Origin of the sequence: Streptomyces sp. NPDC058157 (assembly GCF_042884105.1) — a bacterium.
Taxonomy (GTDB): Bacteria; Actinomycetota; Actinomycetes; order Streptomycetales; family Streptomycetaceae; genus Streptomyces.
Genome location: NZ_JBHVUQ010000021.1, coordinates 37,601 through 59,212 on the forward strand (window position 1 = coordinate 37,601; position 21,612 = coordinate 59,212).

The window sequence follows — 21,612 nt, forward strand, 5'->3', positions numbered from 1 at the left end:
CGGTCACTGGCCCGCACAGAGATGTAAAGAGATGAACCGCTTGGATGGTGACAGCACACGGCCCGGACCACCGTGTTCTCACTCGAACAGGGGATCCGGGCCGTGTGGTTCGGACTATTTTCTGTTGTTTACAGCTTGGTCCAGGCCTCGGTGAGCACGCTGCGCAGGATGCCCTCGATCTCGTCGAAGGTGCCCTGGTCCGCGATCAGCGGCGGGGCCAGCTGGATGACCGGGTCGCCGCGGTCGTCGGCCCGGCAGTACAGGCCGTTGTCGAACAGCGCCTTGGAGAGGAAGCCGTAGAGCACGCGCTCGGTCTCCTCGTCCGTGAAGGACTCCTTGGTGACCTTGTCCTTGACGAGCTCGATGCCGTAGAAGAAGCCGTTGCCGCGCACGTCGCCGACGATCGGGAGGTCGTGCAGCTTCTGCAGGGTGCTGAAGAAGTTGCCCTCCTGGTCCAGCACGTGCTGGTTCAGGCCTTCCTTGTCGAAGATGTCGAGGTTGGCCAGCGCCACCGCGGAGGACACCGGGTGTCCGCCGAAGGTGTAGCCGTGCAGGAAGGTGTTGTCGCCCTTGTAGAACGGCTCCGCGATCCGGTCGGAGACGATGCAGGCGCCGATCGGGGAGTAGCCCGAGGTCATGCCCTTGGCGCAGGTGATCATGTCCGGCACGTAGCCGAACTTGTCGCACGCGAACATCGTGCCGAGGCGGCCGAAGGCGCAGATCGTCTCGTCGGAGACGAGGAGCACGTCGTAGGTGTCGCAGATCTCGCGCACCCGCTGGAAGTACCCGGGCGGGGGCGGGAAGCAGCCGCCGGCGTTCTGGACGGGCTCGAGGAAGACGGCCGCGACGGTGTCGGGGCCCTCGAAGAGGATCTGCTGCTCGATCTGGTCGGCGGCCCAGCGGCCGAAGGCCTCGGGGTCGTCGCCGTGGATCGGGGCGCGGTAGATGTTGGTGTTCGGCACCTTGTGCGCGCCGGGGACCAGCGGCTCGAAGGGGGCCTTCAGGGCCGGCAGGCCGGTGATGGACAGGGCGCCCTGCGGGGTGCCGTGGTAGGCGACCGCACGCGAGATGACCTTGTACTTGGTGTGCTTGCCCTGCAGCTTGAAGTACTGCTTGGCGAGCTTCCAGGCGGTCTCGACGGCCTCGCCGCCACCGGTGGTGAAGAAGACCTTGTTCAGGTCGCCGGGGGCGTAGCCGGCGAGGCGCTCGGCGAGCTCGACGGCCTTGGGGTGCGCGTACGACCACACGGGGAAGAACGCGAGCTCCTGGGCCTGCTTGTAGGCGACCTCGGCCAGCTCCTTGCGGCCGTGACCGGCGTTGACCACGAACAGTCCGGCGAGACCGTCCAGGTAGCGCTTGCCCTTGTCGTCGAAGATGTAGGTGCCCTCACCCCGCACGATGGTGGGGACGGGCGCGTTCTCGTACGACGACATGCGCGTGAAGTGCATCCACAGGTGGTCGTACGCGGTTTTGGAGAGGTCCTGGCTCACGGGCTATCGAGTTCCCCACATGTAGGTCTGCTTCTTGAGCTTCAGGTAAACGAAGCTCTCGGTTGATCGCACGCCGGGGAGCGTGCGGATCTTCTTGTTGATCGTTTCGAGCAGGTGGTCGTCGTCCTCGCAGACGATCTCCACCATCAGGTCGAACGACCCGGCGGTCATGACGACGTATTCGCACTCGGCCATGGCGGTCAGGGCGTCGGCCACCGGGTCGAGGTCGCCCTCGACGTTGATGCCGACCATGGCCTGGCGCCGCAGACCCACGGTGAGCGGGTCCGTGACGGCGACGATCTGCATGACGCCCTGGTCGAGCAGCTTCTGTACGCGCTGGCGCACGGCCGCTTCGGAAAGGCCCACGGCCTTGCCGATCGACGCGTAGGGGCGCCGGCCGTCCTCCTGCAGTTGCTCGATGATCGCCAGGGACACAGCATCGACCGAAGGGGACGGTTGTCTGTTCCTGGAATCTGCGCTTCGACTGACCACGACGCCACTGTGCACGAGGAGTCGTCGGTTCCGCAACCCGTAATCGATGAAATTCGTTGCGGGAGGTCTTCGAATGCACGGATTTCGTAGTTGGCTGGGTCTGGCTCTGTCGAAAGCGTCGCCCGAGGGGCTACCCTTGGGACTTGTCTCAATCGTTGGACATGTGATCAGGAGAGTGGCTGTAGTGACCACCGAACTGCGTCGTCTGCGCAACTACATCGGCGGGGAGTTCAAGGACGCCGCCGACGGGCGGACCACCGAGGTGGTCAACCCGGCCACCGGCGAGGTGTACGCGACCGCCCCGCTGTCGGGCCAGGCCGACGTGGACGCCGCCATGGCCGCCGCCGCTGCCGCCTTCCCGGCGTGGCGCGACACCACCCCCTCCGAGCGGCAGAAGGCCCTCCTGAAGATCGCCGACGCCTTCGAGGCGCGCGCGGAGGAGCTCGTCGCCGCCGAGTCGGAGAACACCGGCAAGCCGCTGGGCCTGACGGCCAGCGAGGAGCTGCCGCCGATGGTGGACCAGATCCGCTTCTTCGCGGGCGCCGCGCGCCTGCTCGAGGGCCGCTCGGCCGGCGAGTACATGGACGGGATGACCTCGATCATCCGCCGTGAGCCGGTCGGCGTCTGTGCCCAGGTCGCGCCCTGGAACTACCCGATGATGATGGCCGTGTGGAAGTTCGCCCCGGCGATCGCCGCGGGCAACACCGTCGTCCTCAAGCCCTCCGACACCACCCCGGCCTCCACGGTGCTGATGGCGGAGATCATCGACTCGATCCTGCCCAAGGGCGTCTTCAACGTCGTCTGCGGCGACCGCGAGACCGGCAAGGCCATGGTCGAGCACTCCACCCCGGCGATGGCCTCCATCACCGGCTCGGTGCGCGCGGGCATGCAGGTCGCCGAGAGCGCCTCGAAGGACGTCAAGCGCGTCCACCTGGAGCTCGGCGGCAAGGCCCCCGTCGTGGTCTTCGAGGACGCCGACCTGGCCAAGGCCGTCGAGGACATCGCCGTCGCCGGCTACTTCAACGCCGGCCAGGACTGCACCGCCGCCACCCGCGTGCTCGTGCACGAGTCGATCCACGACGAGTTCGTGGCCGCGCTCGCCAAGGCCGCCGCGGAGACCAAGACCGGCGCGCCGGACGACGAGGACGTGCTCTACGGCCCGCTGAACAACCCCAACCAGCTGAAGCAGGTCGCGGGCTTCATCGAGCGCCTCCCCGCGCACGCCAAGGTCGAGGCGGGCGGCCACCGCGTCGGCGACAAGGGCTTCTTCTACGCCCCGACCGTGGTCTCGGGCCTGAAGCAGGACGACGAGATCATCCAGAACGAGGTCTTCGGCCCCGTCATCACCGTCCAGTCCTTCTCGGACGAGGCCCAGGCGCTGGAGTACGCGAACGGCGTCGAGTTCGCCCTCGCCTCCTCCGTGTGGACCAAGGACCACGGCCGCGCGATGCGCATGTCCAAGAACCTCGACTTCGGCTGCGTCTGGATCAACACCCATATCCCGCTCGTCGCCGAGATGCCCCACGGCGGCTTCAAGAAGTCCGGCTACGGCAAGGACCTCTCCGCCTACGGGTTCGAGGACTACACCCGCATCAAGCACGTGATGACCTCGCTCGACGGCTGAACCGGCCCGGCGGCCGTGAGCAGGGCGCGGGGGCTCCCCGCGCACTGATCACCGCAGGCCACTGAAGGGGCGGGTGGTAGACAAGTTGTCTATTGCCCGCCCCTTCGGCGTTGTCGGAGGCTGAGCCCATGCCTGAACTCCCCTTCTCCCGCCGCGCGGCGCTGCGCGGCCTCGGTGCCGCGGGCCTGCTGGCCGCCCTCACCGGCTGCGGTGTCCCCGCCGCCTACGTCCCGGAGGGCCGCAGGCAGGGCCAGGACCTCTCGGAGGAGGAGCGCAAGCTCGCCTTCTCCAACTGGCCGCTGTACATCGACACCGACGACGAGGACGAGGAGAAGCGCCCGACCCTGGACGCCTTCACCGAGAAGACCGGCATCGACGTCCGGTACACCGAGGACATCAACGACAACGACGAGTTCTTCGGCAAGGTCAGCCCGGCCCTGATGAACCACCAGGCGACGGGTCACGACCTGGTGGTGGTCAGCGACTGGATGGCCGCCCGCTTCGTCCACCTGGGCTGGGCCCAGAAGATGGACCGCTCGGCGCAGGCCAACGTGGCGAAGAACCTGGACCCGCAGCTGCGTTCCCCCGCCTTCGACCCGGGCCGCCTGCACACCGTCCCCTGGCAGTCCGGGATCACCGGCATCGCCTACAACCGCAAGGCGCTGGGGCGGGAGATCAAGTCCGTCCAGGACCTGTGGCACCCGGACCTGGCGGGCAAGGTCACCCTCTTCTCGGGGCTCGACGAGTCCTTCGCGCTGCTGATGCAGGGCCAGGGCACCGACACCACCCGCTGGACCGAATCCGACTTCCACCGGATGTGCGACCAGGTCGAGAGCATGGTGAAGAAGAAGCACATCCGCCGCTTCACCGGCAACGACTACACCTCCGATCTCGGCAAGGGCGACGTCCTCGCCTGCCAGGCCTACTCCGGCGACGCCATCCAGCTGAAGGCCGACAACCCCGACATCGAGTTCGTGGTCCCCGAGGAGGGGGCCGAACTGTGGGCGGAGAGCCTGCTCGTCCCCAACCTCGCCCGCCACAAGGCGAACGCGGAGGCGCTGGTCGACTACTACTACGACCCGGCGGTGGCGGCGGAGCTGGCGGCGGCCGTCAACTACGTCTGCCCGGTCCCCGCCGCCCGCGAGGTCCTGGCCGCCTCACCGGACAAGAAGACCGCCGAACTGGCCCGGAACCCGCTGATCTTCCCGGACGACGACATGCGGCGGCGCCTGGTCGTGGCCCGCGACATCTCCTCGGCCGAACGCCGCACCTTCGCCCCGCGCTGGAACGCCATCGTCGGACTGTGACTGCTCCCTTCCCTGCACGGAGACCGCTCCCCTTCGGGTCTGAGCGGCGTTCCCACCTCACGCTGCCGGGCCGGGCAGCGTCTGGTCGGGTCCACCGCGACCCGGTCCGCAACGTCTGGATCGTCGAAGCCGGCGGCTACTTGGCGAAGGCCGCGCCGATGACGCCGTAGGCCACCGCGTTCATGTCCCGGCCCTTGGCGTCGGTCGAGTTCAGCGAGTAGACCAGGGTGCGCGAGAGGTCGCGGGTGCCGCCGATCACCGTGCTGTAGCCGTATCGGGAGCCCGTCTTGCCGTACAGCTTCGTGCCGTCCGGCAGGACGAACTCCTTCATGCCGGCCGTCTGCACCGCGTGCCCGCCGGTCTCGGCGTCCGGCACGTCCGGGACGGTGAACATCTCCTCCAGCTGCGCCTTCGGCACCACCCGGCCGGCGAACAGGGCCACCGTGAACCGCTCCAGGTCCGCCGTCGTCGACATCAGGTCCCCCGCCGCCCAGTTGGACGAGGAGTTCCAGTCCGACACGTCGACCAGCCTGCGGCTGCCGTCGGCCTCCTGGACCGCCTGGTAGCCGTGGTTGTACGGGCCCGGTATGCGGTTCTGGGTACGGGACGGGAACGAGGTGTGGCGCAGGCCCAGCGGCTTGATGATCCGCTCCCCGACCGCCTTGTCGTACGTCGTCCCCGTCAGCTTCTCGATCAGCACGCCCAGCACCGTGTAGTGGATGTTGCTGTACCGCTGCTGCTTCCCCGGCGCCCACTCCGGCCCCTTCGCCACCGCGTTGGCGATCAGCGCGTGCGGGTCGACCAGGTCGAAGCGGTGGGCGTACTCGTCCTCGAAGGCGTCCCCGGGACCGTCGGCCGACCGCAGCCCGCTCGTGTAGTTCAGCAGCTGGCGCACCTTCACCGGCTCGAACCCGGGCAGCAGCCCCGGCAGGTAGTCCTGCACCGGCCGGTCCAGGTCCACCTTGCCCTCGGCCGCCAGCTGGAGCACCACCGCCGCGGTGAAGGTCTTCGTCACCGACCCGGCCCGGAACCGGGCGTCCTCCACCGCCGCCCGCCCGCTGCCGACGTCCGCGACACCGGCGCTGCCCCGCCAGCTGCCGCTCGTACCGCCCACCCGGACCAGCGCGGCCGTCGCGTCCTTGCTCTGCGGCCCGACCCCGGCGATCGCCTTCCGCAGCGCCGCCGCGTCCGGCGGGGCGGTGAAGACCGGCGACGGGGCCGACACCGGCGCCGATGCCGGAGCCGGCGAGGCCGGAGCGGCCTGGGCCACGGCCACCGGACCGGCGGCGATGCCCAGGACCAGAGCGGCGGCGACCAGCGTGCGCGTACGTGCCTTCATGACGTTCCCCCTGTTGTGCGACCCGCGGGGCCCGCTGCCCCCCGATGACCTCAATGCTGCAGGTCACAGGGGTATCCGCGGATCACCATCAGGAGTGGTCTTCAGCGGTACGACAACTCACCGGCGCGGGGGAGGCGCCCCGCCGCCCCTCACTCCCCAGAGGGAGATACCGCAGAGGGACCCGCCGAGCCCGCCGCGATCAGCCCCGTCTCGTAGGCGCAGATCACCGCCTGGATCCGGTCCCGCAGCCCCAGCTTCGCCAGCACGTTCCCCACGTGCGACTTCACCGTGTGCTCGCTCACCACGAGCGCCACCGCGATCTCCGCGTTCGACAGCCCCCGCCCCAGGTGCAGCAGCGTCTCCCGCTCCCGGGCCGTCAGCACCTCCAGCCGCTCCGCCGCCGGCGCGGGCACGGCCGCCTGCCGGGCCGTCACCGCCGTGTACTCCTCGATCAGCCGCCGCGCCACCGAGGGCGCCAGCAGCGACTCGCCCGCCGCCACCACCCGCACCGCGTGCACCAGGTCGTCCCGCCGCACGTCCTTCAGCAGGAACCCGCTCGCCCCCGCGTGCAGCGCCTCGTAGACGTACTCGTCGGAGTCGAAGGTCGTCAGCATCACCGTCCGGCACGCGCCCCGCGCCGAGATCGCACGGCAGGCCTCGATCCCGTCCAGCACCGGCATCCGCACGTCCAGCAACGCCACGTCGGGGGAGAGCCGCGCCACCGCCTCCACGGCCGCCGCCCCGTCCCCGACCTCCGCCACGACCTCGATGTCCTCCTGGACGTCCAGGATCATCGCGAAGCCGCTGCGCACCAGCTCCTGGTCGTCGGCCACCACCACACGGATCGTCACGTCCCCACCTCCAGCGGCGAGGTTACAAGCACCGTGAACCCGCGCCCGTCCGCACCCGGGCCGGTCCACGCCGTCCCGCCGTGCGCCGCGGCCCGCTCACGGATCCCGATCAGCCCGTGCCCGCCCGCGGCGCCGGCGGCCGGCCCCCGGCCGTCGTCCGTGACCCGGACCGCGAGCTCCCGCGGCCCGTACTCCAGACGTACGTCCACCGCCGAGGCCCCCGCGTGCTTCACCACGTTGGTCAGCGCCTCCTGCACCACCCGGTGCACCGTCGCCCCCAGCGCCGCCGGCAGCTCGCGCACCTCGCCCGTCCGCTCGTACGACACCGCCAGCCCGCTCGCCCGCACCCGCTCCACCAGCGCCCCGAGCTCCCCGATCCCCGGCTGCGGAGCGCGCGGAGCCGCCTCCTGCGTCCGCAGCACGCCCAGCATCGTCCGCAGCTGAGCCATCGCGTCCCGCCCCGTTTCGGCGATCGCCTCGAACGCGGCCTCCGCCCGCTCCGGCGCCCGGCGCACCGCCACCGGCCCGGCCTCCGCCTGCACCACCATGATGCTGACGGCGTGCGAGAGGATGTCGTGCATCTCCCGCGCGATGCGCGCCCGTTCGCGCGCCGCCGCCTGCTCCGCCTCGATCCGGTTCGCCCGCTCCAGCTGCGCCGCCCGGTCCTCCACGGCCGCCGTGTACGCCAGCCGGGTGGCCTGCAGCCGGCCCAGCGCGAACGCCGCCCCGAACACGAACAGCGCGAACAGCAGCTCCTTCGCCGTACCGGTGTTGAGCCCGACCGACACCGCGATCAGCACGACCAGGGCGGCCGCCGCGGCCAGCCGCTCCCGGGCCGGCCGCAGCAGCGCGATCGAATAGACGCAGACCAGCGCGGCGTACGGCAGCGGCTGCCCGGGCCCGTCCAGCGCCAGCTGGTAGACCGAGCCGGCCGCGACCACCCCCAGCAGCGCCGCCACGGGAGCCCGGCGCCGCCACAGCAGCGGCACGTTCCCCAGCGTGGTCAGCAGGTACGCCGTCCAGGTCGCCGGGGAGTCCGCCGGATCGCGCGGCACCACGAAGGGAATGGTCGCCGCCACCTGTACCAGCAGCGTCAGCCCCGCGTCCCGCCAGCGCGGATCCGCCCGCAGGACGCCCTCGCGCAGGCGTTCGCCGAGCTCGCGCCTCACTGCCCGAGCTCGGCCCGTACGGCGGCCAGCGCGTCCAGCCTGTTGGTGGTCACGGAGTCCACCCCGGCCCGCAGCAGGGCGCGCATCGACCGCTTGGTGTCCGCGGTCCACGCCGACACCAGCAGCCCGTCCCGGTGCAGGGCGTCCGTGAGCTCCCGGGTGACCAGCCCGAAGCGGTAGTTGAGCCAGCGCGGGGACACCGCGTCGATCAGCACCCGGCGCGGCGGAGACAGCGTGGTCCAGGTCAGCGCGATCTCCGCGTCGGGGTCGGCGGCGCGGACCGCCAGCATGGTGTTCGGCCCCGCGCAGTAGTACGTACGGTCGCGGGCACCGCACTCGCGCACCAGGTCGACGACGGTCCGGACGGCCTCGGGCGTGGCCCCCGGCAGGTCGATCATCAGCCGCCCGGCCCCGGCCGCCATCAGCGCCTCGCGCAGGGTCGGGATCCCGCCCCCGGCGAGCTCCTTCAGCTGCGCGGCCGTGACGGCGTCGAGCCGCACGTCGTGGCCCCACAGCCGCTCCAGCGTCTCGTCGTGCAGCAGGACCGGCACGCCGTCGCGGGTCAGCCGCACGTCCACCTCCACCGCGTCGGCCCCGCGCGCGAACGCGGAGCCGATCGAGGGGAGGGTGTTCTCACGGACTCGGTAGGGATCGCCGCGGTGGCCGACGGCAGTCAGGGTGCTCATGCACCCCATTCTCGGGGGCCGGAGCGATCAAGGGGAGTCAGCGGGCGAGCCATTCGGTGGTGTAGGCGTCGATCTCCTCGGTCAGCCGGGCCTTGCCGGCCGGGTCCAGGAAGGAGGCCTCGACGGCGTTCTTCGCGAGCTGCGCGAGGCCGCGCTCGTCGAGGTCGAGGAGGCGTGCGGCGACCGCGTACTCGTTGTTGAGGTCGGTGCCGAACATCGGCGGGTCGTCGCTGTTGATGGTGACGAGCACGCCCGCCGCGACCATCTCCTTGATCGGGTGCCGGTCGAGGTCGGTCACCACACGGGTGGCGATGTTGGAGGTCGGGCAGACCTCCAGCGCGATCCGGTGCTCCGTGAGGTACTTCAGCAGTTCGGGGTCCTGGGTGGCGCTGGTGCCGTGGCCGATGCGCTCGGCGCCCAGCTCGCGGATGGCGTCCCAGATCGTCTCCGGGCCGGTGCTCTCGCCGGCGTGCGGGACGCTGTGCAGGCCGGCGGCGCGGGCCCGGTCGAAGTACGGCTTGAACTGCGGGCGCGGCACGCCGATCTCGGGGCCGCCCAGGCCGAAGGAGACCAGGCCCTCCGGGCGCAGGTCGACGGCGAGCCGGGCGGTCTCGGCCGCGGCGTCGGGGCCGGCCTCGCCGGGGATGTCGAAGCACCAGCGCAGGATGACCCCGAGCTCGGACTCGGCGGCCTTGCGCGCCTCCTCGATGGCCTCCATGAAGGCGCGCTCGTCGATGCCGCGGCGGGTGGAGGAGTAGGGGGTGATGGTCAGTTCGGCGTAGCGGATGTTCTGCCGGGCCATGTCACGGGCGACCTCGAAGGTCAGCGTGCGCACGTCGTCGGGGGTGCGGACCAGGTCGACGACCGACAGGTAGACCTCGATGAAGTGGGCGAAGTCGGTGAAGGTGAAGTAGTCGGCGAGGGCCTCGGGGTCGGTGGGGACCTTGGAGTCGGGGTGGCGGGAGGCGAGCTCGGCCACGATGCGGGGGGACGCCGAGCCGACGTGGTGGACGTGGAGTTCGGCCTTGGGCAGCCCCGCGATGAAGGGGTGCAGGTCGGACATGGGGGCCTCCGGTGGGACGCTGGTGCGGGCAGGTCTGCCTCATCGTAGGCAGGCCCGGCGGTGTCGGTGGCAGCGCTTAGCATGGCTGTACGAGAGGGGGCGCCGTATGACCGACCAGAGCCCTGAGCCGAGGGACCCGTGGGCGCCGCCCGAAGGACGGGCCGCCGAACCGGGCGGGAGCCCGCAGCAGACCCCGGGGACCCAGGGGGCGCCGGGCGCGCCGTCCGTGCACGACCAGCAGACCGTCGCGGGGATGCCGGGAGCCGAGTGGGCGCCGCCGCCGCAGGCTTCCGGACCGGCGCCCGCGCCGGGCCCGGGCCCCGCGCCCGCGCCGCCGATACCCGGCGCCGGGTACGCGTACCCGGCCCCGAGCGGCTACGGCCAGCCGGGCCCGGCCGCGGCGCAGCCGCCCGGATACGGCTACCCCGGCTACCCGCCCCCTGCGGGCCACGTCGGCACGCCGGGCTACCCGCCCCCCGCGGGCTACCCCGGCACGCCGGGCTACCCGCCCGCGCCCGGCTACCCGGGATACACCGGGTACCACCCGTACGGCCCGGCCCCCAGCAACGGCTTCGGCATCGCCGCGCTGGTCCTCGGCATCCTCTCCGTCGTCATCTGCATCACCAGCTTCTTCTCGATCGCGCTGGGCATCGCCGCGGTGGTCTTCGGCGTGCTCGGACGCGGCAAGGCGAACCGGGGCGAGGCCACCAACGGCGGTGTGGCCCTGGCCGGCACCATCCTGGGCGCCATCGGCATCGTGCTCGGTGCCGTGATCCTGGCCCTCGCCTTCACCGGGATCATGTCGGACACCTTCGAGGAGACCCCGGACGGCGGCTCGCACTCCAACACCCAGGTGCGCGAACGGGTCTGAGCCTGGGCGTCCTACGCCGCCCACGGCCAGTCGGCGTCCTGGCCCCCTTCGATCAGGGACACCATGCGGAACGCGGCGTCCGTGAGCCCGCCGAAGGTGTGCCGGTTCGCCGACCCGGAGGGCGCGTGGCCCACCTGGTACCCGGCCAGGTTCCAGGTGTAGACGGGCACCTCCCGGGGGACCAGGGCCGTCGGGTCGCCGCCGTACGCGTACGTGGCCTGCTCGTCGGTGACGATCAGGACCCGGTCGTGGTCCCGGTAGTGCTTGCGCACGGCCTCCGCCGTGTTGGTACCGCCGAGGCTCTCGAACCGCTCGAGCACCTTCAGCACCGAATCGCCCCGCTGATAGGCGACCTCCTTGCTTCCGGTGCCGAACTGGACCAGATCCGCCCGCTCGGCCCGCAGGGCCAGCGCCGCGCCGAACACGGCGGCCGCGTCGGCCCGGTTGAGCTGCGAGCGGGCCGACAGCGGCGACCACATCGAGCCGGAGCGGTCGACCAGGATCAGCGTCCGCCCCGACAGCTGCGGCACGTTGGCCAGCGAGCGCCGCAGCGCCTTCTCCAGCGGGTACGACCAGCGCAGCGAGGGAGCGTGCTGGTAGGCGGCCAGGTAGCGGAAGGGGAACTGCCGCGACCGGGCCACCGACTCGGGATCGCTGATCTTCGCGGCGACCTCCTTCGCCACCGCGTCCGAGACCCCCGCCTGGTCGAAGTTGCGCAGGTTGCGCAGCAGCGCCATCGAGCCCATGGACGGGATGACCGCCTCCCAGGCGGCCGCGTCCATCGGCCCCTGGAGCCAGCCGGCCAGCGCCTCCCAGGTCATGCCCGCCTCCGCGAGCCGCTCCGCCCCGTCCTTCCCCGTGACCATGGCCCGGCGCCGCTCGACGGGGATCCCCATCAGCTCTCGGTGGGCCGCCAGGGTGCGGTCGCCCGCCGGCACCTCGGCGGTCTCCGGGTGGTGGCGGCGGTCGAGGGCGTACCGGAACAGCTCGCCCTGCCAGGGCTTGGCCGGGTCGGGCGAGGCGTGGACCAGGTTCAGGACGTCGCCGAAGCGGTAGCCCTTGGACGCGGTGTCGTACTTGAGCAGCGAGGTACCGGAGTAGAGCCGGCGCACGGCGTCGGCGATGCCCCGCTTCACGGGCTTGGGCACGTTCCGCCCGTGGACGGCCGTCCAGTAGGCCAGCAGCTCACCGGGCTCGTCGGCGCGCAGCAGCACGGAGTCCACCACCTGCCGGTTGGCGGGCCCGTCGGTCGCGCCCGCGTCGAGGCGTGCCTTGACGTACTCGGCGGCGCCGACGAGGGAGGCCGTGCGCATGCTGCCGTCGCGGCGCAGCCAGTGCAGCAGGCCGGCGGTCCACTCCGGGTCCTTGACGGCGAGCCTGCGCACCAGGACGCGGAAGCGGTCGTCGCGGGCCTCGCCGGACTCGTAGGCGGTGTCCTGCGTGACGAAGTTGGCTACGGCCAGCAGGAACAGCTCGGAGCGGGCGTCGCGCGCGAAGCCGGGGCTGCCGTGGTGGTTGACGGCGCGGCGGCCGGTGGAGCGCACGGGCGAAGCGGGTGCGGTCGCGGTGGTGGACGCGGTGGTGGACGCGCGCTGGTTGAAGCGGGCCATGTGAATCCCCCCGAATTCAAAAGAAGTACGGGGAGGCGCGCCGTGCGGGGGATGCCCGAGATCGGAGTCGGTGACGGTACATATGCCCGGCGAGCTACCAAGCTGCTCCACCGGCCCGCACCCTCGCGGGTGCCGGGCCGGGTGGGATTCGAACCCACGGCCTCCGGGTCCCGGAAGTAACCGTCGCCTGCGCACCGGGCATCCCCCACGCGGGCCTCCCGAGATCGGATGGGGCGGCGGCATGATTTCTGCGAGAAGTAGCCGCCGCCGGGCGCACCGGGAGGTGCGTGACGAATGGGTGTCCAGAGAACAAGGTCGGCGAAACCACAAGGTGCTCTGCCAACTGAGCTACACCGGCGTGAGTACCGGTGGCGGGACTCGAACCCGCGACCGCCCGATGAGTAGTCGAAGTAGGTCTCGCCTTCGCACCTGGACGACGTTCACGTTAGGGCCCGCCTCGGCAGGCCCGCCACGTATTTACCGAGCCCTCAGGCAGCGGCCCCGCGCAGCCGGGTACGCGCCTCCATCAGCGCGAACCCCAGCAGGTTCAGGCCGCGCCAGCGGGCCGGGTCCAGCGCCCGGTCGTCGTCGGGGGCCAGGCCCACGCCCCAGACGCGGTCCACCGGGCTCGCCTCCACCAGCACGCGCGACCCCGTCCCCAGCAGGTACGCGCGCAGCGCCGGATCCGAGCCGAACTTGTGCACGCTGCCCTCCACGACCAGCGCGAACCGCTCCCGCTCCCACACCGCGTCGTCGAACCCGCGCACCAGCCGCCCGGCCTTCTTCGCCTCGGCCGGAGTCAGCGCCTCCAGCGCGGCCCGCTCGGCTTCGGGATCCCCGAAGAGACGGGCCTTCCCGGCCATCATCCAGTGCTCGGCCGTCGCGTACCGGACGTCACCCACAGTGAAGGGGGAGGGCCACCACTGGCTCAGGCAGCTCGGTCCCAGGCTGCCGTCCGGTCGGGGCCGGTGTCCCCAGAAGGGCAGGAACTTCACCCGCTCACCACGGCTGACCTGCCCGATCAAAGCGTCGATCTCGTCCATGCACGCGAGTCTGTCAGCCACCACTGACACTTCGTACGGGATTTGCGGCGTGCCTCGACACATGGTCGACCGATTCCGTCGCGTAATCAAAAGGCAACAACGGAATCACTTGGCGGAGGGAGAGCCCTCTGTCAGGATCGGCACTCAATTCGAGCTGTAGCTACGGAGAACGTGAGAGCGTGATGGGTAACCGCTTCCAGGTCAAGGACCGCTTCGCAGACGGCGCGCAGTACATCGACGGACGGCTCCGCGCCGGTACCTCCGGACGGTCGCACACCGTCGTCGATCCCGCCACCGGACAGGACGTGCTCACCTACGAGCTCGCCGGCCCGGCCGACGTGGACGAGGCCGTCGCCGCCGCCAAGCGGGCCTTCCCGGCCTGGTCGGCCGCCACCCCGGGCGAGCGCTCGGACGCCCTGCACCGGCTGGCCGCCGTCCTCGCCGCGCAGGCGGAGGACTTCGCGTACGCGGAATCCCTCCAGTGCGGCAAGCCGCTGAGGCTGTCCACCGAGTTCGACGTCCCCGGGACCATCGACAACACGGCCTTCTTCGCCGGCGCCGCCCGCCACCTCCAGGGCCAGGCGGCGGGCGAGTACTCCGGCGACCACACCTCGTACGTACGCCGCGAGGCCATCGGGGTCGTCGGCTCCATCGCCCCCTGGAACTACCCCCTCCAGATGGCCGCCTGGAAGATCCTCCCGGCCGTCGCCGCGGGCAACACCATCGTCCTCAAGCCCGCCGAGCTCACCCCGCTGACCTCCCTGATGTTCGCCCAGGCGGCGAAGGAGGCGGGGATCCCCGACGGCGTGATCAACATCGTCACCGGCGCCGGCCGCGACGCGGGCGAGCACCTGGTGGGCCACCCCGACGTGGTGATGACCTCCTTCACCGGCTCCACCGCCGTCGGCAAGCGGGTCGCCGAGATCGCCACCGCCACCGTCAAGCGGCTCCACCTGGAGCTCGGCGGCAAGGCCCCCTTCGTGGTCTTCGACGACGCCGACGTGGAGGCCGCCGCCCACGGCGCCGTCGCCGCCTCCCTCATCAACACCGGCCAGGACTGCACCGCCGCCACCCGTGCCTACGTCCAGCGCCCCCTGTTCGAGGCCTTCACCGCCCGCGTCGCCGAGCTGATGGAGACCGTCCGCCTCGGCGACCCCTTCGCCCCCACCACCGACCTCGGCCCCCTGGTCTCGCACGCCCAGCGCGACCGCGTCGCCGCCTTCGTCGAGCGCGCCCGCGGCTACGCCACCGTCGTCACCGGCGGCGAGATCCCCGGCGGGAACCTGGCCGACGGCGCCTACTACCGGCCCACCCTGATCACCGGCGCCGCCCAGGACAGCGAGGTCGTCCAGTCCGAGATCTTCGGCCCGGTCCTCGTCGCCCTGCCCTTCGACACCGACGACGAGGGCCTGGCCCTGGCCAACGACACCCCGTACGGCCTCGCCGCCTCCGCCTGGACCCGGGACCTCTACCGGGCGAACCGGGCCACCCGGGAGCTCAAGGCCGGCTGCGTGTGGGTCAACGACCACATTCCGATCATCAGCGAGATGCCGCACGGGGGCTACAAGGCCAGTGGCTTCGGAAAGGACATGAGCTCTTACTCCTTCGAGGAATACACGCAGGTCAAGCATGTGATGTACGACAACACCGCGGTGGCCGCCAAGGACTGGCACCGCACGATCTTCGGGGACCGATAGTCAAAGCGCCGCCCGACCAGCGGCCCTCCCTCCCGAAAGGGCAACGCGCATGGAGCAGTTCGAGCCCGACCGCCTCTCGGCGGCGCAACTCGCCGCGATGCGGCGCAGTCTGACCAGCGGCCGCGGCGCCCTCACCCGCCGCTCGCTGCTGCGCGCCTCCGGGGCCGGGGCGCTCACCCTGGGCGGCCTCGCCGCCCTCACCGCCTGCGGAATCCCGCCCGCCAAGCGCGAGGGCGGGCAGGCGGCGCCGTCCGACGACCACTCGGCGCAGGAGAAGGAGATCAACTTCTCCAACTGGACCGAGTACATGGACACCAGCGACGACGAGAAGTCCCGTCCGACGCTGGAGGCGTTCACCCAGCGCACCGGCATCGCGGTCAAGTACACCGAGGACATCAACGACAACGTCGAGTTCTTCGGCAAGATCCGCCCGCAGCTCGCGGCCGGCCAGGACACCGGCCGCGACCTGATCGTCGTCACCGACTGGCTCGCCGCCCGCATCATCCGCCTCGGCTGGGCCCAGAAGCTCGACCCGAGCAACCTGCCGAACGCCTACGCCAACCTGATCCCGCAGTTCCGCAACCCCGACTGGGACCCGGGCCGCGCCCACAGCTACCCCTGGACCGGCATCGACACCGTCATCGCCTACAACGCCAAGGCCACCGGCGGCAACAAGGTCGACTCCGTCACCCAGCTGCTCGACGACCCCACCCTCAAGGGCCGCGTCGGCTTCCTCACCGAGATGCGCGACACCGTCGGCATGACCCTCCTCGACCAGGGCAAGGACCCGGCGAAGTTCACCACCGCGGACTACGACGCCGCGCTCGGCCGCCTCCAGAAGGGCGTCGACAGCAAGCAGATCCGCCGCTTCACCGGCAACGACTACACCGCCGACCTCGACAAGGGCGACCTCGCGGCCTGCCTCGCCTGGGCGGGCGACGTCATCCAGCTCCAGGCCGGCAACCCCGACATCAAGTACGCGATCCCGGCCGCCGGCTACATCACCTCCAGCGACAACCTGCTGGTCCCCGCCAAGGCCCGGCACAAGGCCAACGCCGAGAAGCTCATCGACTACTACTACGAGCCCGCGGTCGCCGCCCAGCTGGCCGCCTTCATCAGCTACGTCTGCCCGGTCGACGGGGTCAAGGACGAGCTGGCCAAGATCAAGCCGGAGCTCGCGGACAACCCGCTGATCGTCCCGGACAAGGAGATGGCCGCCAAGGCCCACGCCTTCCGCTCCCTCAGCAGCGAGGAAGAGACGGCGTACGAGGAGAAGTTCGCCAAGCTCATCGGCGCCTGACCGGCCCCCTCGCCGGCCCTCCACGCGCCCCCGTCCCCCTCCCACGACACACCACCGAAGGCCCAGGCCCATGACCGACAGCACCGCGAGCGGCGACGTCCGCCTCGCCGGGATCAGCAAGCACTACGGCTCCTTCACCGCCGTGCACCCGCTGGACCTCACCATCCCCCAGGGCTCCTTCTTCGCCCTGCTCGGCGCCTCGGGCTGCGGGAAGACCACCACCCTGCGCATGATCGCCGGCCTGGAGGAGCCCTCCACCGGCACCATCAGCCTCGGCGAGCGCGAGGTCACCCACCTGCCGCCCTACAAGCGCCCGGTGAACACCGTCTTCCAGAGCTACGCGCTGTTCCCGCACATGGACATCTTCGAGAACATCGCCTTCGGCCTGCGCCGCCGCGGCATCAAGTCGGTCAAGAAGCAGGTCGACGAGATGATCGACCTCGTCCAGCTCGGCGAGCACGCCCGCAAGAAGCCCCACCAGCTCTCCGGCGGACAGCAGCAGCGCGTGGCCGTCGCCCGCGCCCTGATCAACCACCCCCAGGTCCTCCTCCTCGACGAGCCGCTCGGCGCCCTCGACCTCAAGCTGCGCCGCCAGATGCAGCTGGAGCTCAAGCGGATCCAGACCGAGGTCGGCATCACCTTCGTACACGTCACCCACGACCAGGAGGAGGCCATGACCATGGCCGACACGGTCGCGGTGATGAACGGCGGCCGCGTCGAACAGCTGGGCGCCCCCGCCGAGCTCTACGAGAACCCGCGCACCACCTTCGTCGCGAACTTCCTCGGCACCTCCAACCTGATCGAGGCCTCCGTGGAGTCCGCCGGCGCGGACGTCACCGTCTCGGCCTCCGGCGCCGTGCTCCGGCTGCCCGCCGCCCGATGTTCGACCACGCCCCGCACCGGCGGAAAGCTGCTGGTCGGCGTGCGTCCCGAGAAGATCTCCCTGGTCCCGGCCGCGGAGGAGGGCGCCATCGCCGCCGGCCGCAACAAGATCACCGGAAAGATCGCCGACTCCTCCTTCATCGGGGTCTCCACCCAGTTCGTGATCGACAGCCCGGTCTGCCCCGAGCTGGAGGTCTACGTCCAGAACGTCGAGCGCGACGCCCGCCTGGTCCCCGGCGCCGACGTGGTCCTGCACTGGAACCCCGAGCACACCTTCGGCCTGGACGCGGCCCAGGACATCGAGGCCGGCATCGAGACGGTCGAGGAGGGCGCGTGACCGCCACCGCCGCGCCCCCGCGGGCCGAGACCCCGGCCGAGCCGCCCGTCCACCGGGCCTCGCTCAAGAAGCGCCTGATCCCGTACTGGCTGCTGCTCCCCGGCATCGTCTGGCTGCTCGTCTTCTTCGTGCTGCCGATGGTCTACCAGGCCTCCACCTCGGTGCAGACGGGCTCCCTCGAAGAGGGCTTCAAGGTCACCTGGCACTTCCAGACCTACTGGGACGCCTTCACCGAGTACCTCCCGCAGTTCCTGCGCTCCCTGGCCTACGCCGGCACCGCCACGGTCCTGTGCCTGCTGCTGGGCTACCCGCTGGCCTACCTGATCGCCTTCAAGGCGGGCCGCTGGCGCAACCTCCTGCTGGTCCTCGTCATCGCCCCGTTCTTCACCAGCTTCCTGATCCGCACGCTGGCCTGGAAGACGATCCTGGCCGACGGCGGCCCGGTCGTCGGCGTCCTCGACAAGATCGGCTTCCTGGACGTCACCAGCTGGCTCGGCATCACCGAGGGCAGCCGGGTGCTGGCCACCCCGCTCGCCGTGGTCTGCGGCCTGACCTACAACTTCCTGCCCTTCATGATCCTGCCGCTCTACACCTCGCTGGAGCGCATCGACACCCGCCTCCACGAGGCCGCCGGCGACCTCTACGCCACCCCGGCCACGGTGTTCCGCAAGGTGACCTTCCCGCTCTCGATGCCGGGCGTGGTCTCCGGGACCCTGCTGACCTTCATCCCCGCGAGCGGCGACTACGTCAACGCCGAACTCCTCGGCTCCACGGACACCCGGATGATCGGCAACGTCATCCAGTCGCAGTACCTGCGGATCCTCGATTACCCGACGGCGGCCGCGCTGTCGTTCATCCTCATGGCCATCGTGCTGATCATGGTCACCGTCTACATCCGCCGAGCGGGAACGGAGGACCTGGTCTGATGCGTTGGCTCCGCCGCAATCTCGTCGTCATCGCGGGCCTCGGCACGCTCGCGTACCTGATCCTGCCGAACGTCGTCGTGACGGTCTTCTCCTTCAACAACCCCACCGGGCGCTTCAACTACGCCTGGCAGGAGTTCTCCCTCGACGCCTGGAAGGACCCCTGCGGGGTCGCCGACCTGTGCGGCTCCCTCTCGCTCTCCCTCCAGATCGCGCTGTGGGCCACCATCGGCGCCACCGTCCTGGGCACCGCCATAGCCTTCGCGCTGGTGCGCTACCGGTTCCGGGCCCGGGGGGCGGTCAATTCGCTGATCTTCCTGCCGATGGCCATGCCCGAGATCGTGATGGCCGCCTCGCTGCTCGCCCTGTTCCTCAACATGGGCATCCAGCTGGGCTTCTGGACCATCCTGATCGCCCACGTGATGTTCTGCCTCAGCTTCGTCGTCGCCGCCGTCAAGGCGCGCGTGCTGTCGATGGACCCGAGGCTGGAGGAAGCCGCCCGCGACCTCTACGCCGGGCCCGTGCAGACCTTCCTGCCCGTCACCCTGCCGATCGCGGCCCCCGGCATCGCGGCGGGCGCGCTGCTGTCCTTCGCGCTCTCGTTCGACGACTTCATCATCACCAACTTCAACTCGGGCAACACCGTCACCTTCCCCATGTTCGTGTGGGGATCGGCCCAGCGCGGTACGCCCGTCCAGATCAACGTCATCGGCACGGCGATGTTCGTCATCGCGGTGCTGGTGGTCCTCGCCGGCCAGTGGGTCGGCAACCGCCGCAAGAAGGCACAACCGAAGTAGACCCCTGTAGGGAGTTGGAAGCCATGGCCCCAGTCGCCATGCGTAGTGTTGCGAAATCCCTTTCCGAAGCGAAGCCGGTCTCGTACTGGCTGGACGACCCCGGCCGCCCCGACCCGCAGCCGGCCCTCACCTCCGACGAGCGCTGCGACCTGCTGGTCGTCGGAGGCGGCTACAGCGGGCTGTGGACCGCGCTGCTGGCCAAGGAGCGCGACCCCGGCCGGGACGTCGTCCTGATCGAGAGCAAGGAGGCGGGCTGGGCCGCCTCCGGCCGCAACGGCGGCTTCTGCGCGGCCTCCCTCACCCACGGCTTCGCCAACGGCCTGGCCCGCTGGCCCGGCGAGCTGGCCAAGCTGGAGGAGCTCGGCGCCCGCAACCTCGACGCCATCGAGGAGGCGGTCGCCCGCTACGGCATCGACTGCGACTTCGAGCGCACCGGCGAGATCGACGTGGCCACCGAGCCGCACCAGGTCGAGGAACTGCGCGAACTCCACGAGGAGGCCCTCAAGCTGGGCCTCGCGGACGGCTCCGAATGGCTGGAGGGGGAGGCCCTGCGCGCGGAGGTCGACTCGCCGACCTTCCTCGCGGGTCTGTGGGACCGCACCGGCGTGGCCATGCTCAACCCCGCCAGGCTGGCCTGGGGGCTGAAGCGGGCCTGCCTGGAGCAGGGCGTGCGGATCTACGAGAACACCCGCGGCCTCAAGATGGCCCGGGCCGGCGCCGGGATGACCGTGGAGACCCCGTACGGCACGATCCTGGCCCGCCGGGTCGCCCTGGCGACCAACATCTTCCCGTCGCTGGTCAAGCGCATCCGGCCGTTCACCGTCCCGGTCTACGACTACGCGCTGATGACCGAGCCGCTGACCGAGGAGCAGCTGGCCTCCGTCGGCTGGAAGAACCGCCCGGGGCTGGGCGACAGCGCCAACCAGTTCCACTACTTCCGCATCACCAAGGACAACCGCATCCTGTGGGGCGGCTACGACGCGATCTACCCCTACCGGGGCAAGCTGGACTCGGAGTACGACCACCGCCCCGAGACCTACCTGAAGCTGGCGGAGCACTTCTTCACCGCCTTCCCGCAGCTGGAGGGGCTGCGCTTCAGCCACGCCTGGGGCGGGGCCATCGACACCTGCTCCCGCTTCTCGGCCTTCTTCGGCACCGCGCACGCGGGCCGGGTCGCCTACGCCGCCGGCTACACGGGGCTCGGGGTGGGCGCCACCCGCTTCGGCGCCGACGTGATGCTGGACCTGCTGGACGGGCTCTCCACCGAGCGCACCCGGCTGGAGATGGTGAAGTCCAAGCCGATGCCCTTCCCGCCCGAGCCCCTGGCCTGGACCGGGATCGCCCTCACCAAGTGGTCGCTGGCCCGCGCCGACGCCCGGGGCGGCCACCGCAACCTCTGGCTCAGGACCCTGGACCGCTTCGGCCTCGGCTTCGACAGCTGAAGCCGCCGGCGGGCGCGCCCCGGCGCACACCCGCGCAGCGTCACCGCCCCGTCCGCCGGGGCGGTGACCCGCATCACCCCGATGGCGTAACCCGACCCGCGTCATAGCCCCGCCCGGTCCCGCTCTCTCCCGGTGAGACACCCTCACACCGCGAGACGAACGGAGGCCGGGCGATGGCGTTCCCGCAGACCAGGACGGCAGTGGAGTGGCTGGCGGCGGCCGCACCGGATCCGGAGGCCTGCCGGTGGGGGTGGGAGCGCGGGCCCCATGGGGTCGCCCTCCTGCCCGCCGGACGGCGCTGGGACCTGCTGATCACCCCCGGGGAGCTGGGCGGGGCCGCCCTCGGCGTGCTGCGCCGGCTGCCCGCCCCGCCCGGACCCGTGCTCGTCGGCCGCCGCACCGCCCGCCTGGGCTTCTTCGTCCCGCCGGGCACCGCCGCCCACTGGACCGGAACGGGCGTACGGGGCGCGGGGCGCGGGAGCTGGATCGCGGTCCCGTACCCCGGCCGGGCGACGGGCGGTCCGCAGTGGCTGCAACTCCCGGACGGCCGCGGCACCCTGACGGACCCGGCCCTGCTGGAGCTAGCCCTGCACGAGGCGGCGGGACGGGCCCTGGCGGGGGAGCGGGGGGCCGGTGGCGCCTGAAGCCTTGACAAGGGGATTGGTCTGGACCATGTTGGCCCGGATCCT

19 protein-coding genes are annotated in these 21,612 nt (G+C 71.1%); 10 read left to right on the forward strand and 9 right to left on the reverse strand.

Annotation, left to right across the window (positions count from 1 at the left end):
• Positions 1-128: 128 nt before the first annotated feature.
• Positions 129-1,490 (reverse strand): aspartate aminotransferase family protein, encoded by a 1,362-nt coding sequence (locus ACFVXK_RS08020; RefSeq protein ID WP_358892673.1) that lies wholly within the window; start codon positions 1,488-1,490, stop codon positions 129-131.
• A gap of 3 nt (positions 1,491-1,493) precedes the next feature.
• Positions 1,494-1,997 carry an Lrp/AsnC family transcriptional regulator gene (locus ACFVXK_RS08025; RefSeq protein ID WP_042814156.1) on the reverse strand — a complete coding sequence of 168 codons (504 nt, stop codon included), beginning with the start codon at positions 1,995-1,997 and terminating at the stop codon, positions 1,494-1,496.
• Positions 1,998-2,166: 169 nt separating this feature from the next.
• Between ACFVXK_RS08025 and ACFVXK_RS08030 the strand changes: the two genes are divergently transcribed.
• Both ACFVXK_RS08030 and ACFVXK_RS08035 read left to right on the forward strand, forming a co-directional pair.
• Positions 2,167-3,606 carry a gamma-aminobutyraldehyde dehydrogenase gene (locus ACFVXK_RS08030; RefSeq protein WP_389610672.1) on the forward strand — a complete coding sequence of 480 codons (1,440 nt, stop codon included), beginning with the start codon at positions 2,167-2,169 and terminating at the stop codon, positions 3,604-3,606.
• Positions 3,607-3,734: 128 nt separating this feature from the next.
• Positions 3,735-4,913, forward strand: coding sequence for a spermidine/putrescine ABC transporter substrate-binding protein (locus tag ACFVXK_RS08035; protein ID WP_389610673.1), 1,179 nt, complete (start codon positions 3,735-3,737; stop codon positions 4,911-4,913).
• Between the two features lie 136 nt (positions 4,914-5,049).
• On the opposite strand, the gene ACFVXK_RS08040 is transcribed toward ACFVXK_RS08035, so the two are convergent.
• The 5 genes from ACFVXK_RS08040 to ACFVXK_RS08060 all read right to left on the reverse strand — a co-directional run bounded on the left by ACFVXK_RS08040 (position 5,050) and on the right by ACFVXK_RS08060 (position 10,021).
• On the reverse strand, positions 5,050-6,252 hold the full coding sequence (locus ACFVXK_RS08040; protein ID WP_389610674.1) for a serine hydrolase domain-containing protein: 1,203 nt from the start codon (positions 6,250-6,252) through the stop codon (positions 5,050-5,052).
• 149 nt (positions 6,253-6,401) lie between these two features.
• The gene (locus tag ACFVXK_RS08045; RefSeq protein ID WP_389610675.1) at positions 6,402-7,103 is read right to left on the reverse strand and encodes a response regulator; all 702 of its coding nucleotides are present in this window, start codon (positions 7,101-7,103) and stop codon (positions 6,402-6,404) included.
• On the reverse strand, positions 7,100-8,272 hold the full coding sequence (locus ACFVXK_RS08050) for a sensor histidine kinase (protein ID WP_389610676.1): 1,173 nt from the start codon (positions 8,270-8,272) through the stop codon (positions 7,100-7,102). The genes ACFVXK_RS08045 and ACFVXK_RS08050 overlap by 4 nt, the downstream gene beginning before the upstream one ends.
• Entirely contained in the window at positions 8,269-8,967 is a 699-nt protein-coding gene (locus ACFVXK_RS08055) for a glycerophosphodiester phosphodiesterase (protein ID WP_389610677.1), read from the reverse strand. The genes ACFVXK_RS08050 and ACFVXK_RS08055 overlap by 4 nt, the downstream gene beginning before the upstream one ends.
• A gap of 28 nt (positions 8,968-8,995) precedes the next feature.
• Entirely contained in the window at positions 8,996-10,021 is a 1,026-nt protein-coding gene (locus tag ACFVXK_RS08060) for an adenosine deaminase (protein WP_389610678.1), read from the reverse strand.
• Positions 10,022-10,127: 106 nt separating this feature from the next.
• Here ACFVXK_RS08060 and ACFVXK_RS08065 point away from each other — a divergent pair, with 106 nt between their 5' ends.
• On the forward strand, positions 10,128-10,892 hold the full coding sequence (locus tag ACFVXK_RS08065) for a DUF4190 domain-containing protein (protein WP_389610679.1): 765 nt from the start codon (positions 10,128-10,130) through the stop codon (positions 10,890-10,892).
• Between the two features lie 11 nt (positions 10,893-10,903).
• On the opposite strand, the gene ACFVXK_RS08070 is transcribed toward ACFVXK_RS08065, so the two are convergent.
• Positions 10,904-12,502, reverse strand: coding sequence for a TROVE domain-containing protein (locus ACFVXK_RS08070; RefSeq protein ID WP_389610680.1), 1,599 nt, complete (start codon positions 12,500-12,502; stop codon positions 10,904-10,906).
• A gap of 488 nt (positions 12,503-12,990) precedes the next feature.
• The gene (locus ACFVXK_RS08075; RefSeq protein WP_389610681.1) at positions 12,991-13,545 is read right to left on the reverse strand and encodes an NADAR family protein; all 555 of its coding nucleotides are present in this window, start codon (positions 13,543-13,545) and stop codon (positions 12,991-12,993) included.
• Between the two features lie 182 nt (positions 13,546-13,727).
• Here ACFVXK_RS08075 and ACFVXK_RS08080 point away from each other — a divergent pair, with 182 nt between their 5' ends.
• From ACFVXK_RS08080 to ACFVXK_RS08110, 7 genes are all read left to right on the forward strand, one after another.
• Positions 13,728-15,242: a gamma-aminobutyraldehyde dehydrogenase gene (locus ACFVXK_RS08080; protein ID WP_389610692.1), complete on the forward strand. Its 1,515-nt coding sequence runs from the start codon at positions 13,728-13,730 to the stop codon at positions 15,240-15,242.
• 49 nt (positions 15,243-15,291) lie between these two features.
• Complete coding sequence (locus ACFVXK_RS08085; protein ID WP_389610682.1) at positions 15,292-16,542, forward strand: spermidine/putrescine ABC transporter substrate-binding protein; 1,251 nt, start codon at positions 15,292-15,294, stop codon at positions 16,540-16,542.
• A gap of 70 nt (positions 16,543-16,612) precedes the next feature.
• Positions 16,613-17,761: an ABC transporter ATP-binding protein gene (locus tag ACFVXK_RS08090; RefSeq protein WP_389610683.1), complete on the forward strand. Its 1,149-nt coding sequence runs from the start codon at positions 16,613-16,615 to the stop codon at positions 17,759-17,761.
• A complete protein-coding gene (locus tag ACFVXK_RS08095; RefSeq protein WP_389610684.1) occupies positions 17,758-18,687 on the forward strand; it encodes an ABC transporter permease in 930 nt (309 codons plus the stop codon). The genes ACFVXK_RS08090 and ACFVXK_RS08095 overlap by 4 nt, the downstream gene beginning before the upstream one ends.
• Positions 18,687-19,481: an ABC transporter permease gene (locus ACFVXK_RS08100; RefSeq protein ID WP_389610685.1), complete on the forward strand. Its 795-nt coding sequence runs from the start codon at positions 18,687-18,689 to the stop codon at positions 19,479-19,481. The genes ACFVXK_RS08095 and ACFVXK_RS08100 overlap by 1 nt, the downstream gene beginning before the upstream one ends.
• Before the next feature lie 23 nt (positions 19,482-19,504).
• The gene (locus tag ACFVXK_RS08105) at positions 19,505-20,923 is read left to right on the forward strand and encodes an NAD(P)/FAD-dependent oxidoreductase (RefSeq protein WP_389610686.1); all 1,419 of its coding nucleotides are present in this window, start codon (positions 19,505-19,507) and stop codon (positions 20,921-20,923) included.
• Between the two features lie 173 nt (positions 20,924-21,096).
• A complete protein-coding gene (locus ACFVXK_RS08110) occupies positions 21,097-21,567 on the forward strand; it encodes a hypothetical protein (protein ID WP_389610687.1) in 471 nt (156 codons plus the stop codon).
• Positions 21,568-21,612 lie beyond the last annotated feature (45 nt).